Here is a 20,552-nt window from a genome sequence, read left to right on the forward strand (position 1 = left end):
ATTTAATTGAATAATTAATGGTTGCTTTTTGGATAGTTAAAACTTTGAAATATGAATAAAATTCTTAAAAAATATATTGTAGTTGTATTTGGCTTTAGCACATTAGCTGGATGTAATTTAGTAAATGTAACAGATATTGAACCGGTTAATCAGTTGTCAGACGATCAGGCGATTACTAATATTTCTTCAGCCGAAAAAGTGCTTACTGGTGCTTATGGGCAGGTGAGGGGAGGCTTAGAGTTAATTATCTATACTCCTGGAAGTACTGGTCAACTAGGTTTAACCTTTGTAGGGGTTGGAGATAATAGTTTCGTTAACAATTCTGTATCGCCAGAGGATAAAACCCTATCGTCCATCTATATTCGTTTGTATAAAATCATCAATATAACCAATCATATTATTGAAAAAACAGAGAAGCTTGATGTTGAAAATCCACGGAAAGCGGAAATTATTGGTGAAGCTAAGTTCCTTCGCGCATTATCACATTTCTATCTTTTGAGGTTATGGGGACAATTCTATAATATGGATTCCGGATATGGCATTATTAAACGTGACAAACCTGTGGCCGATGCGGTCTCAGTACCTAGAAATACAGTAAAGGAATGTTATGATTTGATATTTAGTGATTTGGACTACGCCATTGAGCATGCACCTGAGTTTACAAAAGCTGTTTACGCTTCAAAAACAACGGCCATGGCCTTGAAAGCTAAGGTTTTGTTATATGCCAAAAAATATCAGGAAATAAGTGATTTAACCCGGGCTGTTATTGCTTCAGGGAAAGTGAAGTTGGAACCTATTTTCGCTGATGTGTTTAAACTCAAATACAATTCAACCGAGGTATTGTTTGCCACTCCATTTGACGATAAGAAAGAACGTAACAATAAACCATTTATGTTTCGATCTTCCTATTTACTGTCAGATTATTACAAAAATATAATGACAACTGATACTCGTAAATCAGCGGCTATTACCTCAAGCGGTCGAAATGGTAAGTTTTTAGGAGCAACAATAGATAATAAACCTTTGCCTGCGGATACAGAATACTTTTTACGATTAGCAGAGGTATACCTGATTCAGGCGGAAGCTTTAGTTCGTAGTGGGAGCAGTTTTGTTGAAGCTCGTAGTGCCATAAATGCAGTTCGTAAAAGAGCAGGAATGCCTGATATTACTGTGGATACTAAGGCTGAATTATTGGAGGCTATCCGCATGGAAAAAATTTATGAACTAGGTGCCGAAAGTGGTGAAGAATGGTTTGATATGATCCGTTATGCAATAGAAGGCGATATTAATATTGAATTAGTAAAATCTACAATTAAAAGTGAAGCTCAATATATTATGCCTATACCTATTAATACCATTCGAACTTCACAAGGTTTAATTAAACAGAATCCTGGTTACTAATCCATCTAAAAATGCAGAAGTCGATTATAACAGTTTTTTTGATAGGTTTTTCATTTATTAAAGCTTATGCTCAGAATGAAAACAAAGGAATTAAGTTCTTTCAAGGAACAGTAAAGGAAACCTTTGCTAAGGCCAAGCAGGAAAACAAACTAATTTTTGTTGATTGTTACACCTCTTGGTGTGGACCTTGTAAATGGATGGAGAAATACGTGTTTACAAACGATACGGCAGCAAGCTATTACAATAAAACGTTTGTAAACTATAAGCTTGATATGGAAAAAGGTGAGGGCATTGATTTTCGCAAACAATACGGCGTTAATTCGTTCCCTACTTATTTATTTCTTGATGCGAACGGAAAATTAGTACACAAAGCTGCAGGAAGAATGCCAACAACAGAGTTTGTTTCCATTGCGCAGAAAACCTCCGATCCAAAAGAAACCTCAAGTTCCCTTGAATCCAGATATAATAATGGTGATAAGAGTGCAGGCTTTTTATTCAAATACATTACTAGTTTAAAAAACAGTAATAGAGAAAAAGCTTTATTGGTTTACAAGGAACTCGTGGCTCAAACAGCTGACAAAAATCTTTTAACAGATGAAGGTTGGGAATTAATTAAGCTATATCCATTGGATGAGGAAAGCCGTCTTTATAAGTTTTTAATGGCCAATAAAACTCATTTTGTAAGTAAGTATGGAAGTGATGAGGTAGATAAAATTCAGAAAACAGCTGTAGAAAGAGCTTTAAATGCTGCAATTTATAAGAATGATAAAGATTCTTTTTTCAAACGACTTGATACTTATCGTCAGGATAAAAATGCAGATGAAAGTACTGCTGCTGAAATGGAATTAATGTACTATTTATATAGTAAAGATTATCCGTCGTTTATAAAGCAGGCCAGCCAATACAGTCAGACTGTTCTGAAAAAAAATGATGCTAAGCTTAGTTTCGTTGCGCGTTACTGTTTAAATTCTACAGAAGAAACGGAAGCTTTACAACAAGCTTGTGCAATGGCGCACCAGGCAACGGAATTAAATGGCAAAGAGTTTAGTAACTATTCTACCTATGCAGAGTTATGTTACAAGTTGAATAATAAAAATGAAGCATTAAGAGCTGCTCAAATTTCTTTACAAGTGTTAGGCGACGAAAATCCTAAAGCTAAAAAGAGGGTTGAATTATTAATTGAAAAAATTCAAGCCATGTAGAGTAAAATTGGTAGTAAATTTTGTGTTTAGGGTTTGAAAAGTGAGAGCTTTTCAAACCCTGTTTTATTAATGCACCAATACTCGATACTTAATAGTGTATAGGGTAATAAAGATCAATGGCAAAATAAAACAAAATACTCCATCCGGTTGATAACTTATTGCAGGTAAGAAAAAACTTTAAACGATTCAAGTAGCTTTCTCTATCTCCATTAATTCTATATAAATATTAAAAATGTAGAATATTGGAGAAGATTTTTACTCAACTTCTAAAGCTAAATACAGCTCACATCCAAATCTGTTTACTTATTAAACACCCAGCATAAAATGTTACCTTATTTTATTCAAAAGAATAGGATTGGCATAGTTTAAGCTGACTGATTATCAAATATTTATATTTCATAAAGTGCCCTTCTTAATGTTTATGATTTGTAAATTAGTTTGATATTTCATAATGCAATTGTATACCTTAATCAGAAACCGCGATGAAATCTATTGGATTAGTTATGTTGCTTGGGTCAATACTAGGTATTGCATCCTGTAGTAAGAATTCAGATAATCCTAGTATTCCTGAAACTAAAACAGAAACCCTTCCTAATTCCATTATTACCGACCGAACTTTAGAAACAGGCACTAATTATTTAATTGATGGTCAGCTGTATGTAAAAAACAATGCTGTCTTAACTATTCCTGCCGGTACAACAATATCCTTCGTCAAACATGATGAACCAAGTAGTAAAGGAACGATGGTGATCACACAGGGAGCTAAATTAGTAGTTAATGGCACGAGTAATAACCCGGTGGTATTTACTTCTGCAGAAGTAAACAAAGCCCCAGGCGATTGGGGGGCTGTAATTATATTGGGGAAAGCACCTGTTAACATCGGTACTGGGAATGTAGAAGGACTGGCAGTTTCAGCTGATACGAAATATGGGGGTTCTATTTCAGATGATAACTCCGGCACTATTAAGTATTTAAGACTTGAATATTGTGGCGGTATAAATCCTGATGCAGAAGAGGAATGGGCAATAGACAAAGCAAGTGGCTTAAGTTTGCATAGCGTGGGTTCTGCAACCACAATAGATTACGTGATGGTAGCTCATTCAAGAGATGACGGATTTCAATTTGTTGGAGGTACGGTAAATGCTACTCATCTTGTAGCCTATAATAATGGTGATGATGATTTTGATTTTGATTATGGATTTACAGGCAAGATGCAGTATATAATTTCTTACCGGACTGAACTTGCATCTGAGCATGCCCTGAGAGCAAATGGATTAGAGAGTTATAATGATGCGGTGCCCACTGCAAATGCTCCATTGACGCGCCCAATTATTTCTAATATGACCATTATTGGTCCACAAGGAAGTGAAACTACTAAAACCAGTCTCAACCAAGGGGTTTATATACGTAAAGGAACCAGATTTGTTTTTCAGAATTCTATTATAGCTGAGTATCCGCAGGGTGGTTTAATGACTTGTCCAAGAACGCGCCCTCCACTATTGAATAATAAAGGCTCTGAGTTCAAACATAACTTAGTACAAAGTGACAATGCAGACAGGGCTTTTAGTTATGACACAGGATCAGACCCAGCAGGATTTACTGGTATTATAGCAGATCCGGGGACTAGGGATTTTGCTTTAAATAATGTAAATCAAAATGGGTTGATTGAAGTATCAGGTGATTTGAAATTAGCCAATATGTACGGTGCAAATGGCCCTGATCTTACTCTCCAGGCCAGTTCTCCTGCCATGACGGGAGCTAATTTTGACGGTCCTAATTTTACCGGCTTCTTTACAGTGGTAACTTACAGAGGAGCGGTGGGTACTACTAACTGGGCTTCACCAAGTAATTGGGCTGTATGGAAGTAATAAAAATAACCCGTTGTGCGATTTGATTTCACATATGTGAATTTAAAGCATAAATTATCATAATAAGCCAAAATCGCCTCGTACAGTTCGGAAGAGATGATTTAAATACTCGCACCAACTGTCGGAGTACTGTACGCAGTCTCGGTTGAGCAGAGAGCATTTTTTGTTTACTTTTTTACTGAGGAAAAACATGCGAAGCATTCTTGAATACCTTTAAAATAAAACACTGCATGAAAAAAGTGAGTCTCGCTGAAAGCGGCGGAAGAAAATAATTCATCAAACTGTGTTTATTGCACTATTAGGCTTTTTTTCGACATTTAGATGTTGAAAGTCTTAGCGGAAGCGAGAGTCTAATTCCCTATGCAAACTAAATAATCAAAAATTACACAATCGTTTGCATTGCGATTAAATAGGCGATAAGTTGACTTTGGGTTACAGAGGCTTTTAAAGTCATGTAACATTCAATTAGATTTGATATTACTTATAAACATAAGTAGTTCAATACAATTTGCTTTTTACTTGATACAATACCTTTGAAACAATCATTAACACATGGATTTCAACAGGGTGTAGCTTCCAGAGTAAGAAGTTTTTTAAAGTCAACTTAAACCAAGATATGAAAAGATTAATGCTGGTGTGCTTATTGGCCTATGCGCAAATTGCGTTTGCTCAGAATGCAATTAAAACCTCAGTTGCTCAAACTTCATTAAGTAAAACAAAAGGATCTTTTGTTTTAGGAACAAACGAATTTTTACTCAATGGGAAACCGTTTTTAATTAGGGCCGGCGAAATTCATTTTCCACGTATTCCCAGAGAATATTGGGATCATCGCATTAAGCTTTGTAAAGCAATGGGAATGAACACCATTTGTATTTACCTCTTTTGGAATTTTCATGAGCAAAAACCTGATCAATTTGATTTTACAGGCCAAAAGGATGTGGCCGCTTTTGTTAAGCTTGTTCAGGCCAATGGGATGTATTGCATTGTGAGGCCCGGCCCGTACGCATGTGCTGAATGGGATATGGGAGGACTGCCTTGGTGGCTGCTTAAAAAGCCTGATTTAAAAGTAAGAACCTTGGAGGATCGTTATTTTATGGAACGTTCGGCCAAGTACTTAAAGGAAGTTGGAAAGCAATTGGCTCTGTTGCAAATTCAAAATGGTGGCAACATTATAATGGTACAAGTTGAAAATGAGTATGCCGCTTTCGGTAATAGCGCTGAATACATGGATGCCAATAGAAAAAACCTTAAGGATGCTGGTTTTAATAAGGTGCAACTAATGCGTTGTGATTGGTCTTCCACGTTCAACTCTTATATAACAGATCCTGAAGTTGCTATAACGCTTAATTTTGGAGCGGGCTCAGATGTAGATAAACAATTCAAAGGCTTTCAAGAAAAGCATCCGACGGCCCCATTAATGTGCAGTGAGTACTGGACAGGCTGGTTCGATCATTGGGGGCGACCACATGAAACCCGCTCAATTAACAGTTTTATAGGGAGTTTGAAAGATATGATGGATAGGAAAATATCTTTCAGCTTGTATATGGCGCATGGGGGTACAACTTTTGGACAATGGGGTGGAGCTAACTCTCCTCCTTATTCGGCAATGGTTGCTTCTTATGATTATAATGCCCCTATTGGTGAACAAGGCAATACAACTGAAAAATTTTTTGCCGTTCGTAACCTGTTAAAAAACTACCTGAATCCGGGTGAAAAATTAGGTGATATTCCTGCCCCAATTCCAGTTATCACTATACCTAAAATCACTTTTGAAGAGGCTGCTCCATTGTTTGATAATTTACCGCCAGGTAAAGCGTCCGAAATTATAAAGCCAATGGAGATGTTTGACCAAGGTTGGGGAAGAATAAATTACAGAACGAACTTAACCGCGTCTACTACTCCACGAAAACTGATAATTACCGAGGTGCACGATTGGGCTCAGGTGTTTATTAATGGAAAATTAGTTGGTAAACTAGATCGTAGAAGGGCCGATAGCACCATCGAAATTCCCGCTACAAAGGCTGGTGCGGTTCTGGATATTTTGGTGGAAGCAACCGGAAGGGTAAATTTTGGAGAAGCGGTTATAGACAGAAAAGGTATTACAGAAAAAGTTGAAATTTCAGATGGGAGCACTGTTCAAGAGCTTAAGAATTGGACAGTTTATAATTTCCCGGTTGATTATCAGTTTCAAGCCAACGCAAAATTTGTAAAGCAAAAGGTAAATGGGCCGGCATGGTATAGAGCCAAGTTTAACCTTAATCAAACGGGCGATACATACATTGACTTAAGCACTTGGGGCAAAGGAATGATTTGGGTAAATGGTTATAATATCGGGCGTTTCTGGAAAATTGGCCCTCAACAAACTTTTCTTATGCCAGGAGTTTGGCTAAAAAGGGGGATGAATGAAATTATTATTCTTGATTTGGAAAGACCCACAGACGCTACTGTTCAAGGTTTAAAAGAGCCAATTCTTGATAAAATCAATCCTGATGCTTCTTTACTGAACAGAAAAGAAGGACAAAATTTAGTTTTAACCAATGAGAAACCTGTTCTAGCAGGAAGCTTTGATGCTGCTATTAGCTGGAAAACGGTAAGCTTTACAACTGCTAAGGGCAGATATTTCTGTTTTGAAGCGTTAAGCTCTCAGGAAAATGACAATTTCACTTCAATGGCAGAATTACAATTATTGGGTAGGGATGGAAAACCTATTTCAACACAAAAATGGAAAGTAATTTATGCCGATAGTGAGGAAGTAACTGCTGCAAATAATGCTGCTGATAAGGTTTTCGACAATCAGGAATCAACTATATGGCATACCCAATATATTGGTAAGCAAAGCAACACGAAGCAACCTCATCAGTTAGTGATTGATTTGGGTAAGGAGGAAGAAATTACGGGTTTGAGATACCTGCCGCGTTCCGATAAAAAGAAAGGTGGTATGATTAAAGATTATAAGGTGTACCTGAAATCAGCTAGGTTCAATTTTTAAACTCAAAAGACCTATACTTAGTGGTAGATGAAGTTAACCTTATAGTGGTTAAAGACATAAGTGAAAAATAGGTTTCTCATAAGGTCACGATTTCTAAAATATGTAAATCTCGTTGTGGCATAAGTCATAGCGGGATTTTTTTGTACACAAAAAAGCAAGGTGAAAAGTGCCATTTGAGATTGCAAATGGCAATTAGTGCTTTATCCAGCCTCCCTGACTGAAGTAGTTATTAATCAGTGATTTTGAAATAAAAAAAGTTTATTCTATGTTAGTAGTATAGTATAGAATAGAATAACCAATTTTAACTCAATTTATATGAAAACAAAAACTACACAAAAACTGCTTTTGCTGTGGATGTTTGTTTGTGGAGTACAGATTATTTCAATAGCTACGGCATTTGGACAATCCGGATCTCTTCAAGCAGCATTGACAGTAAAAGGAAAAATTATTGATGAAAAAGGGGTAGAATTACCCGGAGCATCTGTAACAATTAAAGGAACTAGTAAAGGAACATCTTCAGATGCTTCCGGAAACTACTCCATTGTTGTTTCAACAGGTCAAACGTTGATTTTTTCATTTACAGGTTATGTTAGCAAAGAAATAACCGTTGGCAACAATACCGAAATCAATATTCAACTTAAGGCTGATTCCAAAGCTTTGGATGAAGTTGTAGTAGTCGGTTATGGAACAAAGAAAAAAGTAACCGTAACCGGTTCCGTTGCCACCGTTAAAGGCAGCGAGATTAAGCAAAGTCCATCGGCCAATCTTTCCAATTCATTAGCTGGTAGAGCTCCGGGGGTTATTGCATCAAATCGTTCAGGCGAGCCGGGAAATGATTTTTCAAATATTCTAATTCGTGGTAAAGGAACGTTAAACGACAATAGTCCTTTGGTGGTAATTGACGGCGTTGCTAACAGAGGTTCTTTTGAACGTTTAAATCCTGATGATATTGAGAGTATCTCTATTCTAAAAGATGCATCAGCGGCTATTTATGGTGCTCAGGCTGCCAATGGCGTTATTTTAATTACCACAAAAAAAGGTAAATCTGGTAAACCTGTTGTTACCTATACCGGAAGTTATGGAACAACGCAACCTACAAGATTGCCCAACCCGGTAAATGCCGGACAATATGCTACCTATATTAATGAGGTAAACGATAGATATGGTAAACCTCACCAGTATACTGATGCTGATATTGAGAAATATTACAACGGAAGCGATCCTGTAAATTATCCTAATACCAATTGGTATGATGCCGTTATAAAAGAAAATTCCCCTCAAGCCCGACACGCTCTTTCTGTAAGCGGAGGTGGTGAAAAAACCGACTTTTTCTTATCAGGAGAATACCTGAAACAAGAAGGTATTTATAGAGAATCGTCAACAGATTATAATCAATACAATCTGAGAACTAATATCAATACGCAAGTTCTGCCAATTTTAAATGTGGCATTAAATCTTTCGGGTCGTATTGAAGACAGAAACTTTTCTAATTATACCAGCAATAATATTTTTGCTGAGGTATTATCTGCTTACCCAACATTACCCGCCTATTATCCAAATGGACTTCCCGGACCAGGTTTAGCTGGAGGCAAAAATCCGGTTTTGATGGCTTCCGGAGCAACCGGATATAATTACACTACTGATTATAACCTTCTGTCTGATTTATCTTTCGATTTAAAATTACCGTTTGTAACTGAAGGTTTATATGTTGCCGGTTTAGCTGCTTATGATTTTAGGTTCAGAAATGAGAAAATATTCAAAGACAATTGGGATGCTTATCGCTATAACAGCACTACCAATGATTATGAGAATGTTCGCAGTTCGGAAGGGCCAATCAACTTAAGATCTGATTACAGAAATTATCAGATGAAAACCTATAATTTCAAAGTAGGTTATAACCGAGTATTTGGTCAGCATGATGTAAGTGCATTTGTGGCCTATGAACAAAGTGATAGTTATAATGAAGGAGTTTTTGCCTATAGAACCGGGTATTTAAGTAATAAAATCGATCAAATTTTTATCGGCGGTGATAAGGATAAAGACAATGGCGGAAATGCTGCTCAAACCGCTCGTCAGAATATATTTGGTCGTTTAAGCTATAACTACAAGCAAAAATACTTGATCGACTTTGTGTTACGCCATGATGGATCTTACATCTTTCCAAAAGACAAACGTTGGGGAACATTCCCTGGGGTTTCTGCAGCTTGGAGAGTATCGGAAGAGCCTTTTTTTAAGGATAATGTACGTTTCATCAGTCACCTAAAATTAAAAGCTTCATGGGCAGAACTCGGAAATGATAAAGTATTGCCTTATCAAAATATACAACAATATTATCTCGATGGGGGATATTACTTCGGAGCAACCAGTGAATTGGTTCAAGGATTATCAGCCGGAGTAACTCCAAACCCTAACATTACATGGGAAGTTGCCAAAACAAGTAATTTCGGATTTGAATCTTCTTTTTTTAATGGCCTTTTAACTGTTAATGCAGATTATTTCATTTCTAACCGCAATAATATCCTGGTAGCACGTAATGCATCAGTTCCTACAAGTACGGGATTGGATGGTAAGTTACCTGCAGAAAATATCGGAAGTGTTAGTAACCGTGGTATCGAATTGGAAGTGTCGCATCAACGTTCTGTAAATGAAAACTTCTCGTATAGTATTGGTGCTAATTACACGTATACAAAAAACGAAGTGAATTTTATGGACGAAGCCGCTAACGTTCCTGAATGGCAAAAAAGACAAGGTTTCCCAATAGACTCTTGGCTGGTTTATAAAAATGATGGCATTTATCGTACTCAAGCAGAAATTGATAATTCGGTCCATTTGCCCGGAACTCGTCCCGGTGATCTTCGTTACATCGATGTAAACGGTGATAAACAAATTACTGCTAATGATAGGATAAGAATTTATGAAGGAGCAACACCCAGAGGTATTTACGGTATTAATTTAGGTGTAAATTATAAGGGAATTGGGTTGAACATGTTGTGGCAAGGTCAAACAGATGCTAAACAATTGATCCTACCACAACAAGGTAATGCAATTACGCCTCCAACCTGGTTGTATGATGATAGATGGACTCCTGAAAATCCTAATGGATCTTATCCGGCATCTTTTGATCGTAATGATCCTATAAATAATCGTTATTCTGATTTTTGGTTACGCAATGCGGCATTTATTCGATTAAAAACAGTTGAGCTTTCTTATACTTTACCAAAAAGCCTAACTCAAAAGCTTCATCTGCAAAACGTTAGAGCATTTGTTAATGGCTTTAACCTGTTAACATTCAGCGATATCAAAGATTATGATCCGGAATTGAATAACGTTACGGGTAGTTATTATCCGCAAACCCGAATTATAAGCGCAGGAGCTAATATTTCCTTTTAATTACCAGTTCAAAATTTGATAAAATGAAAAACAAGATATATACCATTGTTTTGGCTTTAAGCTTTTTAGCAGGATTGAGCGCCTGTGAAAAAGATTTCCTTGATAGAAAGCCATTAGATACCTATTCAGAGTTGGATGTGTGGACGGATATAAATTTAGTCCAAACCTATGTTAACTCAAAGTACAGAGCATTTCCACATGTTTACAACTGGGACGTGGCAAGTGGAACAGGTTTATCTGCGGCAGCGGATGAAGGGTATTCTAAATTTAATTACGAAAATGTATTTAGTTGGAATAAGGGAACCATTACGCCAGACAATCTCTCTATGGATAGCTGGAGTACTAATTATGGTTACATAAGAGATTGTAATACCTTCTTTGAAAAGATAGGGGGAGTTAGTGGTGATGAAAACTTAAAGAAACGGTTAATCGGCGAAATGAAAATGATAAGAGCATGGTGCTATTTTGATCTGGTAACTCGTTTTGGGGGTGTTCCAATTATTACTAAATCTTACACGCTAACGGATACCGCCTATATGGTTAAGCGTAATACGTATGCTGAATGCATGAATTTTATAACTACCGAGCTGAATGAAACAATAGCGTTATTACCGGAGAGCTATAGTGGTATCGACGAAGGTCGAATTACCAAAGGTGCTGCTTTGGCATTAAAATCCAGAGCTTTATTGTATGCTGCCAGCCCTTTAAATAATCCGTCGAACGATAAAGCCAAATGGCAGGCAGCAGCTGATGCAGCCAAAGCTGTTATCGACTTAGCTGCACAAGGTGAGTATCAATTGTATCAAGGAAATGATTACAAACAAATTTTCCTTCAAAAGTTTAATTCGGAGATAATTTTATCGTTTGGAATGAACGGAACCAATTGGGAATCTGTCCTGGATATTTTTATTTGTCCTAATGGATACCATGGATGGTCGGTTTATGCTCCTTCACAAAACCTGGTTGATGCATTTCAGATGAGCAATGGTAAATCAATTACAGATCCGACATCAGGTTATAATCCATCGAAACCGTATGAAAACAGGGACCCACGTTTTTATGCCTCTGTTCTTTATAATGGTGCTGATTTTAAAGGCAGAAAAGCTGAATATTTTAAAGGAGGAATGGATAGCCCTCAAAGTCCGGTTGAAAATTGGAACGCCACACTTACAGGCTACAATTGGAGAAAATATGCTGATGAATCAAATGATTTAAATACAACAGGTAGTTCTCAAAACTGGATCATTTTCCGGTTAACAGAAATGTACCTCAATTATGCGGAGGCTCAAGTTGAACTTGGTAATGAGGCGGAGGCACTTCAGTATTTAAATCTAGTTCGAAACAGAAACAGTGTAAAAATGCCTGCTGTTGCAGCTACAGGAGATGCCTTGCAGGAAGCCATTCAATTAGAACGTGAGATTGAATTTTGTTTTGAAGGTCATCGTTTCTTTGATGTTCGCAGATGGAAAATAGCCATGCAAACAGAAAATAAACCGTTGCGTGCTGTTAACATTACCAAAAATACCGACGGAACATTTAATTACGAATATTATACATTACAACAACGCACCTTTAAAGAAGCTAATTATCTATTCCCGATACCTCAATATGAGCGGGAAAAGAATAAATTATTAACACAAAATCCATTGTACTAATAATTGTAAATTAAAGCTGAAAGCAGAATGAAGCTTTTAGTTTCATTCTGCTTTTATAATTACCTAGAGTTACTAAATTCACGATATACTTTTGAAATAGTTAAATGTTTCTATGTTTGTGAAGTAGATAGTATAAAATAGAATAGCATCCATTTATGAAAGAAGTATTTGATAAAATTCATGCATTAGAAGAACTTTCTGGTTATTCTAAACATGAGCGGCTGGTGCAGGGATTTATTAATGCAATTGATGAGAAACTATTACGACAGGGCGATTTGCTTCCTTCTGTTAACATCATGATTAAGGAAACCGGTTTTGCCCGTGAAACAATCGTAAAAGGATACAAAGAGTTAATCGATCGTGGCATTGTTGAATCTAAAAACAGAATGGGTTATTTTGTTTCAAGTGAAAATACCAATCAAAAGCTCACGGTGGCGCTTATTTTATATGCGTTTGATTCTGTACAGGAAACTTTCTACAACGCATTTAGAGCCGCGTTAACTACTGATGTTCATATTGACATCTATTTTCACAATCACAATATTGAAATATTCGAAACACTAATAAATAAGGTAGTTGGTAGGTATGGAATGTATGTGGTTGCACCTATGCCACACTCGAAAACCAGTGAAATTTTGAAAGTATTACCCCTGAATAAGCTGTTGATGATCGACCGATTTGAACAGTTAGAAGGAGATTTTTCCTATATCGTTCAAGAGTTTGAAAAATCAACTTATCAGGTATTGACGAAGCTAAATGATACAATAAAGCATTTTGATGAGCTTGTTTTCTTCTCGCGACCAGATTCTGATGCCCCAAAAGAAATTTTGGAATCATTTAAAAGATATGTTTCAGATAAGAAAATAGTCCATTCAGTAAAAACAAGATATGTAGCCGGATCTGTTGAAAAAGGGAAGGTCTATTTTTCAACGAACGACACACAGACATGGATGTTGTTGAAAGACTGCAAAGAACGTGGTTTCATTCTTGGAAAAGATGTAGGTGTTCTTTCCCAGGATGATGATCCGATTAAGGAGATTATCTGTGATGGTATCACTACTTACTCAACTGATTTTGTGCTGATGGCAAAGAAAGCAGCCAATTTTGTCTTAAGTCAAGAGAAAATTAAAGAGATAGTTCCTACAGTTTTGATCAGACGCAAATCGCTATAAATGTTACAAAGGTAAAATTTAATTGAAAACGCTTTTGTATTTATTAAATAGCATAGAATAGAATAGTATTTTAAATTTAAATCAACTTATGAAAACTATTATGAGAATGTTTTTGGCTTTGTTGTTATGTTTTGTCTTAAGCCAGGCAAATGGACAAAAGTTTGAAAACTTAGCAGAACGACCACCAATGGGCTGGAACAGCTGGAATAAGTTTGGCTGTGAGATCAATGAAAAAATTATAAAAGAAGTTGCCGATGCGATGACAAGCAATGGAATGAAAGCAGCAGGATATGAATATATAGTGATTGATGATTGCTGGCAAATAGGGAGGGATAGTTTAGGGAATATTTTAGCTGATCCAGACCGTTTCCCTTCAGGAATTAGTAGTTTGGTTGATTATGTACATGCAAATGGGTTAAAATTTGGTATTTACTCAGATGCCGGAACCGCAACTTGTCAGGGGCGACCAGGAAGCAGGGGTTATGAATTTCAGGATGCAAGAACCTATGCCAAGTGGAATGTGGATTATTTAAAATACGATTGGTGTTTTCATGGTAAACAAAATGCAGAAGCATCTTATACCTTAATGAGAGATGCAATTTATAAAGCAGGCCGACCAATGGTTTTAAGTATTTGCGAATGGGGAACTAATAAGCCTTGGGAGTGGGGTAAAAACGTTGGCCATCTATGGAGAACAACTGAAGATATTATTAATTGCTTTGATTGTAAGAATAATTGGGGAGGATTAGGTGTACTTCAGATCATTGATCTTCATACTGAAATTGGCGAGTATTCGGGTCCGGGTCATTGGAATGATCCTGATATGCTCGAAATCGGGAACGGTGTGTTAACGCCGGCTGAAGAACGATTGCATTTGAGTATGTGGGCTATGTTTTCGGCACCGCTAATGGCCGGCAATGATATTCGAAACATGTCGGCCGAAACACTTAAGCTTTTAACCAATAAAGAAGTATTGGAAATTGACCAGGATAAGCTTGGAATATCTGCTACCAGATGGATGAAATACGGTGACTTAGAAATTTGGTTTAAGCCTTTGAGTGATAATAATTACGCTTTTTGCTTTATCAACAGAAGCAATCAACCTATTACTATTAATCATGATTTAAAAACAACAATCAAGAAATTTAAGGTGGATGGTAATTACAAAGTGAGAGATGTATGGAAACACAAAGACGTAGGAACCACTAAAGAGAATGTTGTTGGAGTACTACCGGCACACGATGTAATCATGTTAAAACTTACCCAAATTTTTTTATAGATAAGGTTTTTGAATGACACTACTTAACCAATCTAAAATGACCAAACTGTTTAAGCTATGTTCCCTTTCAGTTGTCGTGTGTTTTTTGAGTAATTCCAGGATAACCGCACAAATTACTGAGAACAGATGGAGAATTGAACCTAACGGTAGCATTTACTGGAATATCGAAAAATCAAAACTTCCTCACACAGATCACATTGAAATGAGCGGGCAACAGGTTTCCGTTTGGTTAAACTATACCGTTGATACTACTGGCCGATTTCAATTGAGCAGAACATTGGTTTTTCCTTCCTTTCGCATGAAACCTAATGATACGCATGCCAGTTTCATGTACACAGTTAAAGATCAGGATTTACCAAGATTCTTTATCGATGGCAAACCGTTAAAGGAAGATATCATCAACGGACGTCATTTCAGCAATTTGCCTCAACAAACAACAGGTATCTATCAGTATGGAATTATGCAGATAGGTAGTAAGCTGAAAAAGGAGGGAACATTACTTCTTGAACGATATCTGTATCCATCTGTTGATAAGCCATTAGCAATTGAAACCTTTGTGTTTATTAATAAGGATTCAAAACCCGTTAAACTGGAAATGGAATATGCATTTCGCGAATTGAAAACTGATACTTCCCGTAGTGTAAATGGCCCGCATTCGTTTATTTGTAAAACAATCAATAATGGTCTTAAATGGGTTCAGCCGGGAGATTCAGTTTCTTTTTCAGTTGAATACCAGGCTGTAAAAAATGGATCAATAGAAAAACAGGTCAATGTGGAAGCCGAGAAGCTTGCCAGAAAAAACAGGGTTAAGGCATTAAGTTCTTTACTGCAACTGCAAACACCTGATATGCTTTTAAACACATCTTTTGCATTTGCAAAGTTAAGGGCGACTGAGAGTATTTTTTTAACGAAGGGCGGACCCATGCATGCACCTGGAGGTTTATCTTATTATGGTGCTATATGGGCCAATGACCAGGCAGAATATGTAAATCCATTCTTTGGTATGTTAGGTGATTCCCTGGCCAGCCAATCGGCCATAAATTCGTACCGATTGTTCGCCGGTTATATGAATCCATCGTATAAGCCAATTCCAAGTTCCATAGTAGCCGAAGGAGATGATTACTGGAATGGAGCCGGAGATAGGGGAGATCAGGCAATGATCGCGTATGGTGCAGCTCGTTTTGCGCTAACTTATGGCAAAAAAGAAACGGCGGAACAACTTTGGCCATTAATTGAATGGTGCTTGGAATATTGCGACCGTAAGAAAAACGCTGAAGGAGTAATTGCTTCTGATAGTGATGAACTCGAAGGACGTTTTCCGGCCGGAAAAGCAAATTTGTGCACAAGCACATTGTATTACGATGCGCTATTATCAGCAGCTTTACTGAGTACCTCCTTGCATCTTGATACTAAGATAGCATTGAATTATCGTAGCAAAGCTGAAACGCTAAAAAATGCTATTGAGAATTACTTTGGTGCTAAAGTAGAAGGATTTAATACCTACCGCTATTACAAGGAAAATGAGGTGCTGCGTTCATGGATTTGCTTGCCGTTAACCGTCGATATTTTGGATCGTAAAAAGGAAACCATTGATGCATTACGCTCCACTCGTTTATGGACTCCTGATGGATTAGCCACTCAAGCTGGAGATAAAACCTTTTGGGACCGATCAACATTGTATGCACTACGTGGTATGCTTGCTGCCGGGGAAACCGAAAAATCAATGGACTATTTAACATATTACTCGCAGCGACGGTTATTAGGAGAACATGTTCCTTATCCTGTTGAGGCTTTTCCGGAAGGGAATCAGCGTCATTTATCTGCAGAAAGCGGTCTTTATTGTCGCATTTATACCGAAGGTTTATTCGGAATTCGTCCTACTGGATTAAACCAATTTAAAATGACCCCACACTTACCTCAAAATTGGCCGTTTATGTCGCTAAAAAATATTCGAGCCTTTAATACAGTTTTTGATTTAACTGTTAAACGAAAAACAAAGGATGAGATTGAAATTGATGTGATCCAAAATGGTAAAAAGAAAGTGTATTTTATTAAATCAGGAGAAGACTTAACAATTACACTATAATAAAAAAGTCCCTTCTTTCGGTTTAACCGTTAGAAGGGACTTTTTACATTGGATTGAAATATAGTAGTTTACAGCTGCTGGTTGAGTAGACGAGTTTCAAAAACGGGGATCTCTATTGTTCTATTTGGGAGAGTTTTACAATTTGTTGCCCTAAAAGTATTTCGGGGTCTATTATTCGTTTCTTTGTTTTTAACGGCTGCTTATCAGTATCCTTAGCAAGCCAGTTATTATACATTTCATAAATATTTTCATTAGCGAGTTTTTCAATTTTTGATAGGAGATAAAAATCATCCTTATCAAAATCCTCTTTTGTTATTAATTGAGCATCGTAATAGTTTCTTATCAGGCTCTTCATAAATTGATTTGATTCGCTATTCTGTTTTCCATTGAAGTATTCTTCAACTAAATAAGTGTACTTTTCTTTGAACCATTTAGCATATTTTAAATCCTTCAGTACAATTCTGTTACTACTCAATGTTAATCCCTCTAAAAACCAGTTTATATCTTCTTTTGATATTAATTCTAATTTATAAAGGTCTCTTAAAGCATAATCAATTCTGTCGGCACATAGGCTGGGAAGAGGATATTCCAGAATGGTAAACTTTTCCAAATCCAGGAAAGTTTCAATACTTAAATTATGCTCAGTCAATAGGATTTTAATTTCTGAATGGGATACTACATCGCTATATATACGTTCGTGATAATTTTCATCATCAAGCTCCAGAACATAATCAATCAAATGAGAAAAAGCAGTATGTGAAATGTCGTGCAACAAACCTGCAATCTGCTCTTCGATACTGCCTCCAAGTTTCTTTATTAATATCATAACTCCGATTGAATGTTCAAACCGGGTATTATTGAGAGCAGAGTTAGCAATTATTATAGCTCCACCTTGATGTATGTTTTTTAAACGTTGAAAAGGTTTGGTATTTATTAACGATGATAACAGTTTCTCAATTTCTATTTCTCCGTAAATTGTATCTAGATATAACATTATAAAAATAGGTTGTAAAGCTAGGCTCAATTATAGGATTTTATTCCTTAAAAGACCGAAGGTTGAAACAGGCGTAGAAAAGAAGAAGTCAGGTGTAGTGTCACTAATAAGCAATGTCATTACCCTCTGAATTATATTGTTTTGCAAAGATTGTATGGATAATTAGCTGACTTACAGTTGATTAAATGGTATGTTAATTGTATACCGTTAGGTATCAATCACTATTAAGAAGAGCAGAATATTGTTAACTTACTTACTCCCTGCACCCCGCAGGGATTTTTTATAAATCTTGTTCAAAACGTTATCCAGTTCTATCTTCATCTTTAGTAGATATATGAAGAATATAACGTAAAATAAAATAGGCTACAAGTACGCCGAAAATACAGAACAATATTGTTGACATCAGAATAAATTAGTAATAGTTAACAAACAAATAAATGTATTCTTGTTCGGTTTACTTGTCCTATAACTTTTTTATAGTATAGGAAATACAATATACAAAAAAGTCGCATGAAGTAACCCCGACTTCAATAAATTTGCAAATTATTATCTCAGATAAATCCTATACCTTTTAACGGATCGAATCTTTACGTGAAGTATCTCGTTTTGTCGTATCTGGAGGAGGAACACTATCCGTTGAATTCATATTTGGATTGATATAGTTGGATGAATCATTGGGGTTGGTTTTATTCTCCCCCTTGTGAGATGAACAACCAATATAGGTTAAACAAGCTGCTACAGTTGCTATTACCAGAAAGTATCTTTTCATAATTAATTTATTGGTGTTTAATTGTTTTATGTAGTGAAAGAATTATGCCATTTAAGATTTGACTTATTTTACCTGTTTTTAGACCAAATATGTAGATATAGTTTCCTTAAATGAGGCGGATTTAGCAGAGAAATATTAAAATCTAACTGGTAAGATTTACTGTCCGGTCAAAAGTAAGTAAGAAAAAAAGACCCACATCGAGGATAGTGAGTCTTGTAAGTGATTAGTAAAATCAGTAGGTGAGTGTATTATATCCAAATGCATCAAATTTAGATTTTTGCATTTATCAACCTGTTGTCTGCATGTTTTCCCCGGTTATATTTCCGGTTTTAGATTTAGCTGGGGTTTCAGTTTCTTTCTCGCTAGTCTTACCTCCCATCAGATTTTGCATTAAATTTTCACCTAGTTTATCCACCAGCTCACGACCTTTTTCAGTATTAAGCAGCCTCCATATTACAACCCCTGTAGCTAATCCTGCTCCAAGTGTTATTAGTTGTTTTGTATTCATTATCTATTATTTTATGAAACGTTTTTATTCGGGTTTAAACTATTACAGATCTCTAACTTCAATTTGTTTAAGATCGTCTATAGCAGGTCCATTGATTACCACTCCTAAATTGGTAAATCTTGAACCATGACAAGGGCAATCAAATGTTTTCTCATCATCATTCCATTTTAATAAACATCCCAAATGCGGACAAATTGCATTAAATGCGTGAAGCTGACCGCTTAAGTCCCTGTAAACTGCAACTTTTAGAGCGTTATGATTAATAATTGCTCCTTTGTTAAAATCAAGTTCAATGGTTGAACTAATCTCGCTTTTATGCAAATAATCTGCATATTGGAATACCATATTACTGACTTCATGTAAGTAATCACTTACAACTTTCATGTTAATTCGGTTGGGTGAATATAAATCAGCCCACGGATTACTTTTTTCGTTAATCAAATCACTGATAAGAATGCCTGCAATAGTGCCATGAGTAATTCCATTTCCCGAATCTCCTGTTACAATATAGACGTTCGCACTATCTGGATTCTTTCCAATGAAACCCAAAAAGTCTAATGGTTCCATAACCTGACCTGACCATCTGAACTGAACATCTTCCAATTCAGGAAACCTTTGTTTAGTCCAATTTGCAAGGTTTATGTATCGCTCGTCGGCATCTTTTTTTTCTCTTTCGGGCTGTCCCGTCTTATGATCTTCGCCACCACATATTAATAGATCATAATTATCATCAAAATGCTGTAATCGTACATAATGGTAAGGGTGGGTGATCCACTCTGAATGCTGGTCGCCGGTATCCCACCATAAAGCATAAGGAAGTCTGCCTTTAGGGATTTTTTGCGAAATAACATAAGTTCGATAAGGAAACTGCTTAGTATGAATAGTAAATAGATTATTTATGGGCGTATTAGTGGCAACAACAATTTGGTTTGCTTTAATTTTGAAATTGTTAATCTCAATATAGTTACCGTCAATTTTACCTGCATGCGACTCAGTATAAATCTGGCCGCCATTTAATAAAATCGATTTACATAGACCCTGTAAGTACTTCATAGGATGAAATTGGCCCTGTGATGGAAATTTTAGACAAGGACCTTTTTCATAAGGGATACCAGGTACTTCATTTAACAATTCGGTTTTTATCCCCACGTTTAAGGTGGCCGTATGTTCATTCTGCAAACTTTCAATGGTATCCGTCGGATGAAGGAAAAGGTAGCCAGGAATCTCCATGAAATCGCA

At 36.5% G+C, this 20,552-nt stretch carries 13 protein-coding genes; 9 read left to right on the forward strand and 4 right to left on the reverse strand.

Annotation, left to right across the window (positions count from 1 at the left end; genetic code table 11):
- Positions 1 to 51 precede the first annotated feature (51 nt).
- The 9 genes from SOLCA_RS07345 (at position 52) to SOLCA_RS07385 (ending at position 17,042) form a co-directional block, all read left to right on the forward strand.
- Positions 52 to 1,401, forward strand: a complete 1,350-nt coding sequence (locus tag SOLCA_RS07345; RefSeq protein WP_014679809.1) for a RagB/SusD family nutrient uptake outer membrane protein — start codon at positions 52 to 54, stop codon at positions 1,399 to 1,401.
- Between the two features lie 11 nt (positions 1,402 to 1,412).
- Complete coding sequence (locus tag SOLCA_RS22220) at positions 1,413 to 2,603, forward strand: thioredoxin family protein (protein ID WP_014679810.1); 1,191 nt, start codon at positions 1,413 to 1,415, stop codon at positions 2,601 to 2,603.
- Positions 2,604 to 3,085: 482 nt separating this feature from the next.
- A complete protein-coding gene (locus tag SOLCA_RS07355) occupies positions 3,086 to 4,471 on the forward strand; it encodes a hypothetical protein (RefSeq protein ID WP_014679811.1) in 1,386 nt (461 codons plus the stop codon).
- A 616-nt stretch (positions 4,472 to 5,087) separates the two neighbouring features.
- A complete protein-coding gene (locus SOLCA_RS07360; RefSeq protein WP_014679812.1) occupies positions 5,088 to 7,460 on the forward strand; it encodes a beta-galactosidase in 2,373 nt (790 codons plus the stop codon).
- A 315-nt stretch (positions 7,461 to 7,775) separates the two neighbouring features.
- The gene (locus tag SOLCA_RS07365; protein WP_014679813.1) at positions 7,776 to 10,850 is read left to right on the forward strand and encodes a SusC/RagA family TonB-linked outer membrane protein; all 3,075 of its coding nucleotides are present in this window, start codon (positions 7,776 to 7,778) and stop codon (positions 10,848 to 10,850) included.
- A gap of 23 nt (positions 10,851 to 10,873) precedes the next feature.
- The gene (locus SOLCA_RS07370) at positions 10,874 to 12,505 is read left to right on the forward strand and encodes a RagB/SusD family nutrient uptake outer membrane protein (RefSeq protein WP_014679814.1); all 1,632 of its coding nucleotides are present in this window, start codon (positions 10,874 to 10,876) and stop codon (positions 12,503 to 12,505) included.
- 155 nt (positions 12,506 to 12,660) lie between these two features.
- Positions 12,661 to 13,677 (forward strand): GntR family transcriptional regulator, encoded by a 1,017-nt coding sequence (locus tag SOLCA_RS07375; RefSeq protein ID WP_014679815.1) that lies wholly within the window; start codon positions 12,661 to 12,663, stop codon positions 13,675 to 13,677.
- Positions 13,678 to 13,765: 88 nt separating this feature from the next.
- A complete protein-coding gene (locus SOLCA_RS07380; protein WP_014679816.1) occupies positions 13,766 to 14,956 on the forward strand; it encodes a glycoside hydrolase family 27 protein in 1,191 nt (396 codons plus the stop codon).
- Positions 14,957 to 14,993: 37 nt separating this feature from the next.
- Complete coding sequence (locus tag SOLCA_RS07385) at positions 14,994 to 17,042, forward strand: hypothetical protein (RefSeq protein WP_042479489.1); 2,049 nt, start codon at positions 14,994 to 14,996, stop codon at positions 17,040 to 17,042.
- A 112-nt stretch (positions 17,043 to 17,154) separates the two neighbouring features.
- On the opposite strand, the gene SOLCA_RS07390 is transcribed toward SOLCA_RS07385, so the two are convergent.
- The 4 genes from SOLCA_RS07390 to SOLCA_RS07400 form a co-directional block, all read right to left on the reverse strand.
- Positions 17,155 to 18,036, reverse strand: coding sequence for an HD domain-containing protein (locus SOLCA_RS07390; RefSeq protein ID WP_014679818.1), 882 nt, complete (start codon positions 18,034 to 18,036; stop codon positions 17,155 to 17,157).
- Positions 18,037 to 18,607: 571 nt separating this feature from the next.
- Positions 18,608 to 18,805, reverse strand: a complete 198-nt coding sequence (locus tag SOLCA_RS23090; RefSeq protein ID WP_014679819.1) for a hypothetical protein — start codon at positions 18,803 to 18,805, stop codon at positions 18,608 to 18,610.
- Positions 18,806 to 19,091: 286 nt separating this feature from the next.
- On the reverse strand, positions 19,092 to 19,313 hold the full coding sequence (locus tag SOLCA_RS07395) for a hypothetical protein (RefSeq protein ID WP_014679820.1): 222 nt from the start codon (positions 19,311 to 19,313) through the stop codon (positions 19,092 to 19,094).
- 42 nt (positions 19,314 to 19,355) lie between these two features.
- Positions 19,356 to 20,543: an FAD-dependent oxidoreductase gene (locus SOLCA_RS07400; RefSeq protein WP_217166181.1), complete on the reverse strand. Its 1,188-nt coding sequence runs from the start codon at positions 20,541 to 20,543 to the stop codon at positions 19,356 to 19,358.
- Positions 20,544 to 20,552 lie beyond the last annotated feature (9 nt).

The organism is Solitalea canadensis DSM 3403 (assembly GCF_000242635.2).
In the GTDB taxonomy this organism is placed as follows: Bacteria; Bacteroidota; Bacteroidia; order Sphingobacteriales; family Sphingobacteriaceae; genus Solitalea; species Solitalea canadensis.

Excerpts from the sequence above, each read along its gene's own strand:
- SOLCA_RS07400 (WP_217166181.1), bottom strand. The coding sequence starts at position 20,543 with ATGGAGATTCCTGGCTACCTTTTCCTTCATCCGACGGATACCATTGAA.
- SOLCA_RS07365 (WP_014679813.1), top strand. The coding sequence starts at position 7,776 with ATGAAAACAAAAACTACACAAAAACTGCTTTTGCTGTGGATGTTTGTT.
- SOLCA_RS07395 (WP_014679820.1), bottom strand. The coding sequence starts at position 19,313 with ATGAATACAAAACAACTAATAACACTTGGAGCAGGATTAGCTACAGGG.
- SOLCA_RS07360 (WP_014679812.1), top strand. The coding sequence starts at position 5,088 with ATGAAAAGATTAATGCTGGTGTGCTTATTGGCCTATGCGCAAATTGCG.
- SOLCA_RS07370 (WP_014679814.1), top strand. The coding sequence starts at position 10,874 with ATGAAAAACAAGATATATACCATTGTTTTGGCTTTAAGCTTTTTAGCA.
- SOLCA_RS07390 (WP_014679818.1), bottom strand. The coding sequence starts at position 18,036 with ATGTTATATCTAGATACAATTTACGGAGAAATAGAAATTGAGAAACTG.
- SOLCA_RS07375 (WP_014679815.1), top strand. The coding sequence starts at position 12,661 with ATGAAAGAAGTATTTGATAAAATTCATGCATTAGAAGAACTTTCTGGT.
- SOLCA_RS07345 (WP_014679809.1), top strand. The coding sequence starts at position 52 with ATGAATAAAATTCTTAAAAAATATATTGTAGTTGTATTTGGCTTTAGC.
- SOLCA_RS22220 (WP_014679810.1), top strand. The coding sequence starts at position 1,413 with ATGCAGAAGTCGATTATAACAGTTTTTTTGATAGGTTTTTCATTTATT.
- SOLCA_RS23090 (WP_014679819.1), bottom strand. The coding sequence starts at position 18,805 with ATGAAAAGATACTTTCTGGTAATAGCAACTGTAGCAGCTTGTTTAACC.
- SOLCA_RS07380 (WP_014679816.1), top strand. The coding sequence starts at position 13,766 with ATGAAAACTATTATGAGAATGTTTTTGGCTTTGTTGTTATGTTTTGTC.
- SOLCA_RS07385 (WP_042479489.1), top strand. The coding sequence starts at position 14,994 with ATGACCAAACTGTTTAAGCTATGTTCCCTTTCAGTTGTCGTGTGTTTT.
- SOLCA_RS07355 (WP_014679811.1), top strand. The coding sequence starts at position 3,086 with ATGAAATCTATTGGATTAGTTATGTTGCTTGGGTCAATACTAGGTATT.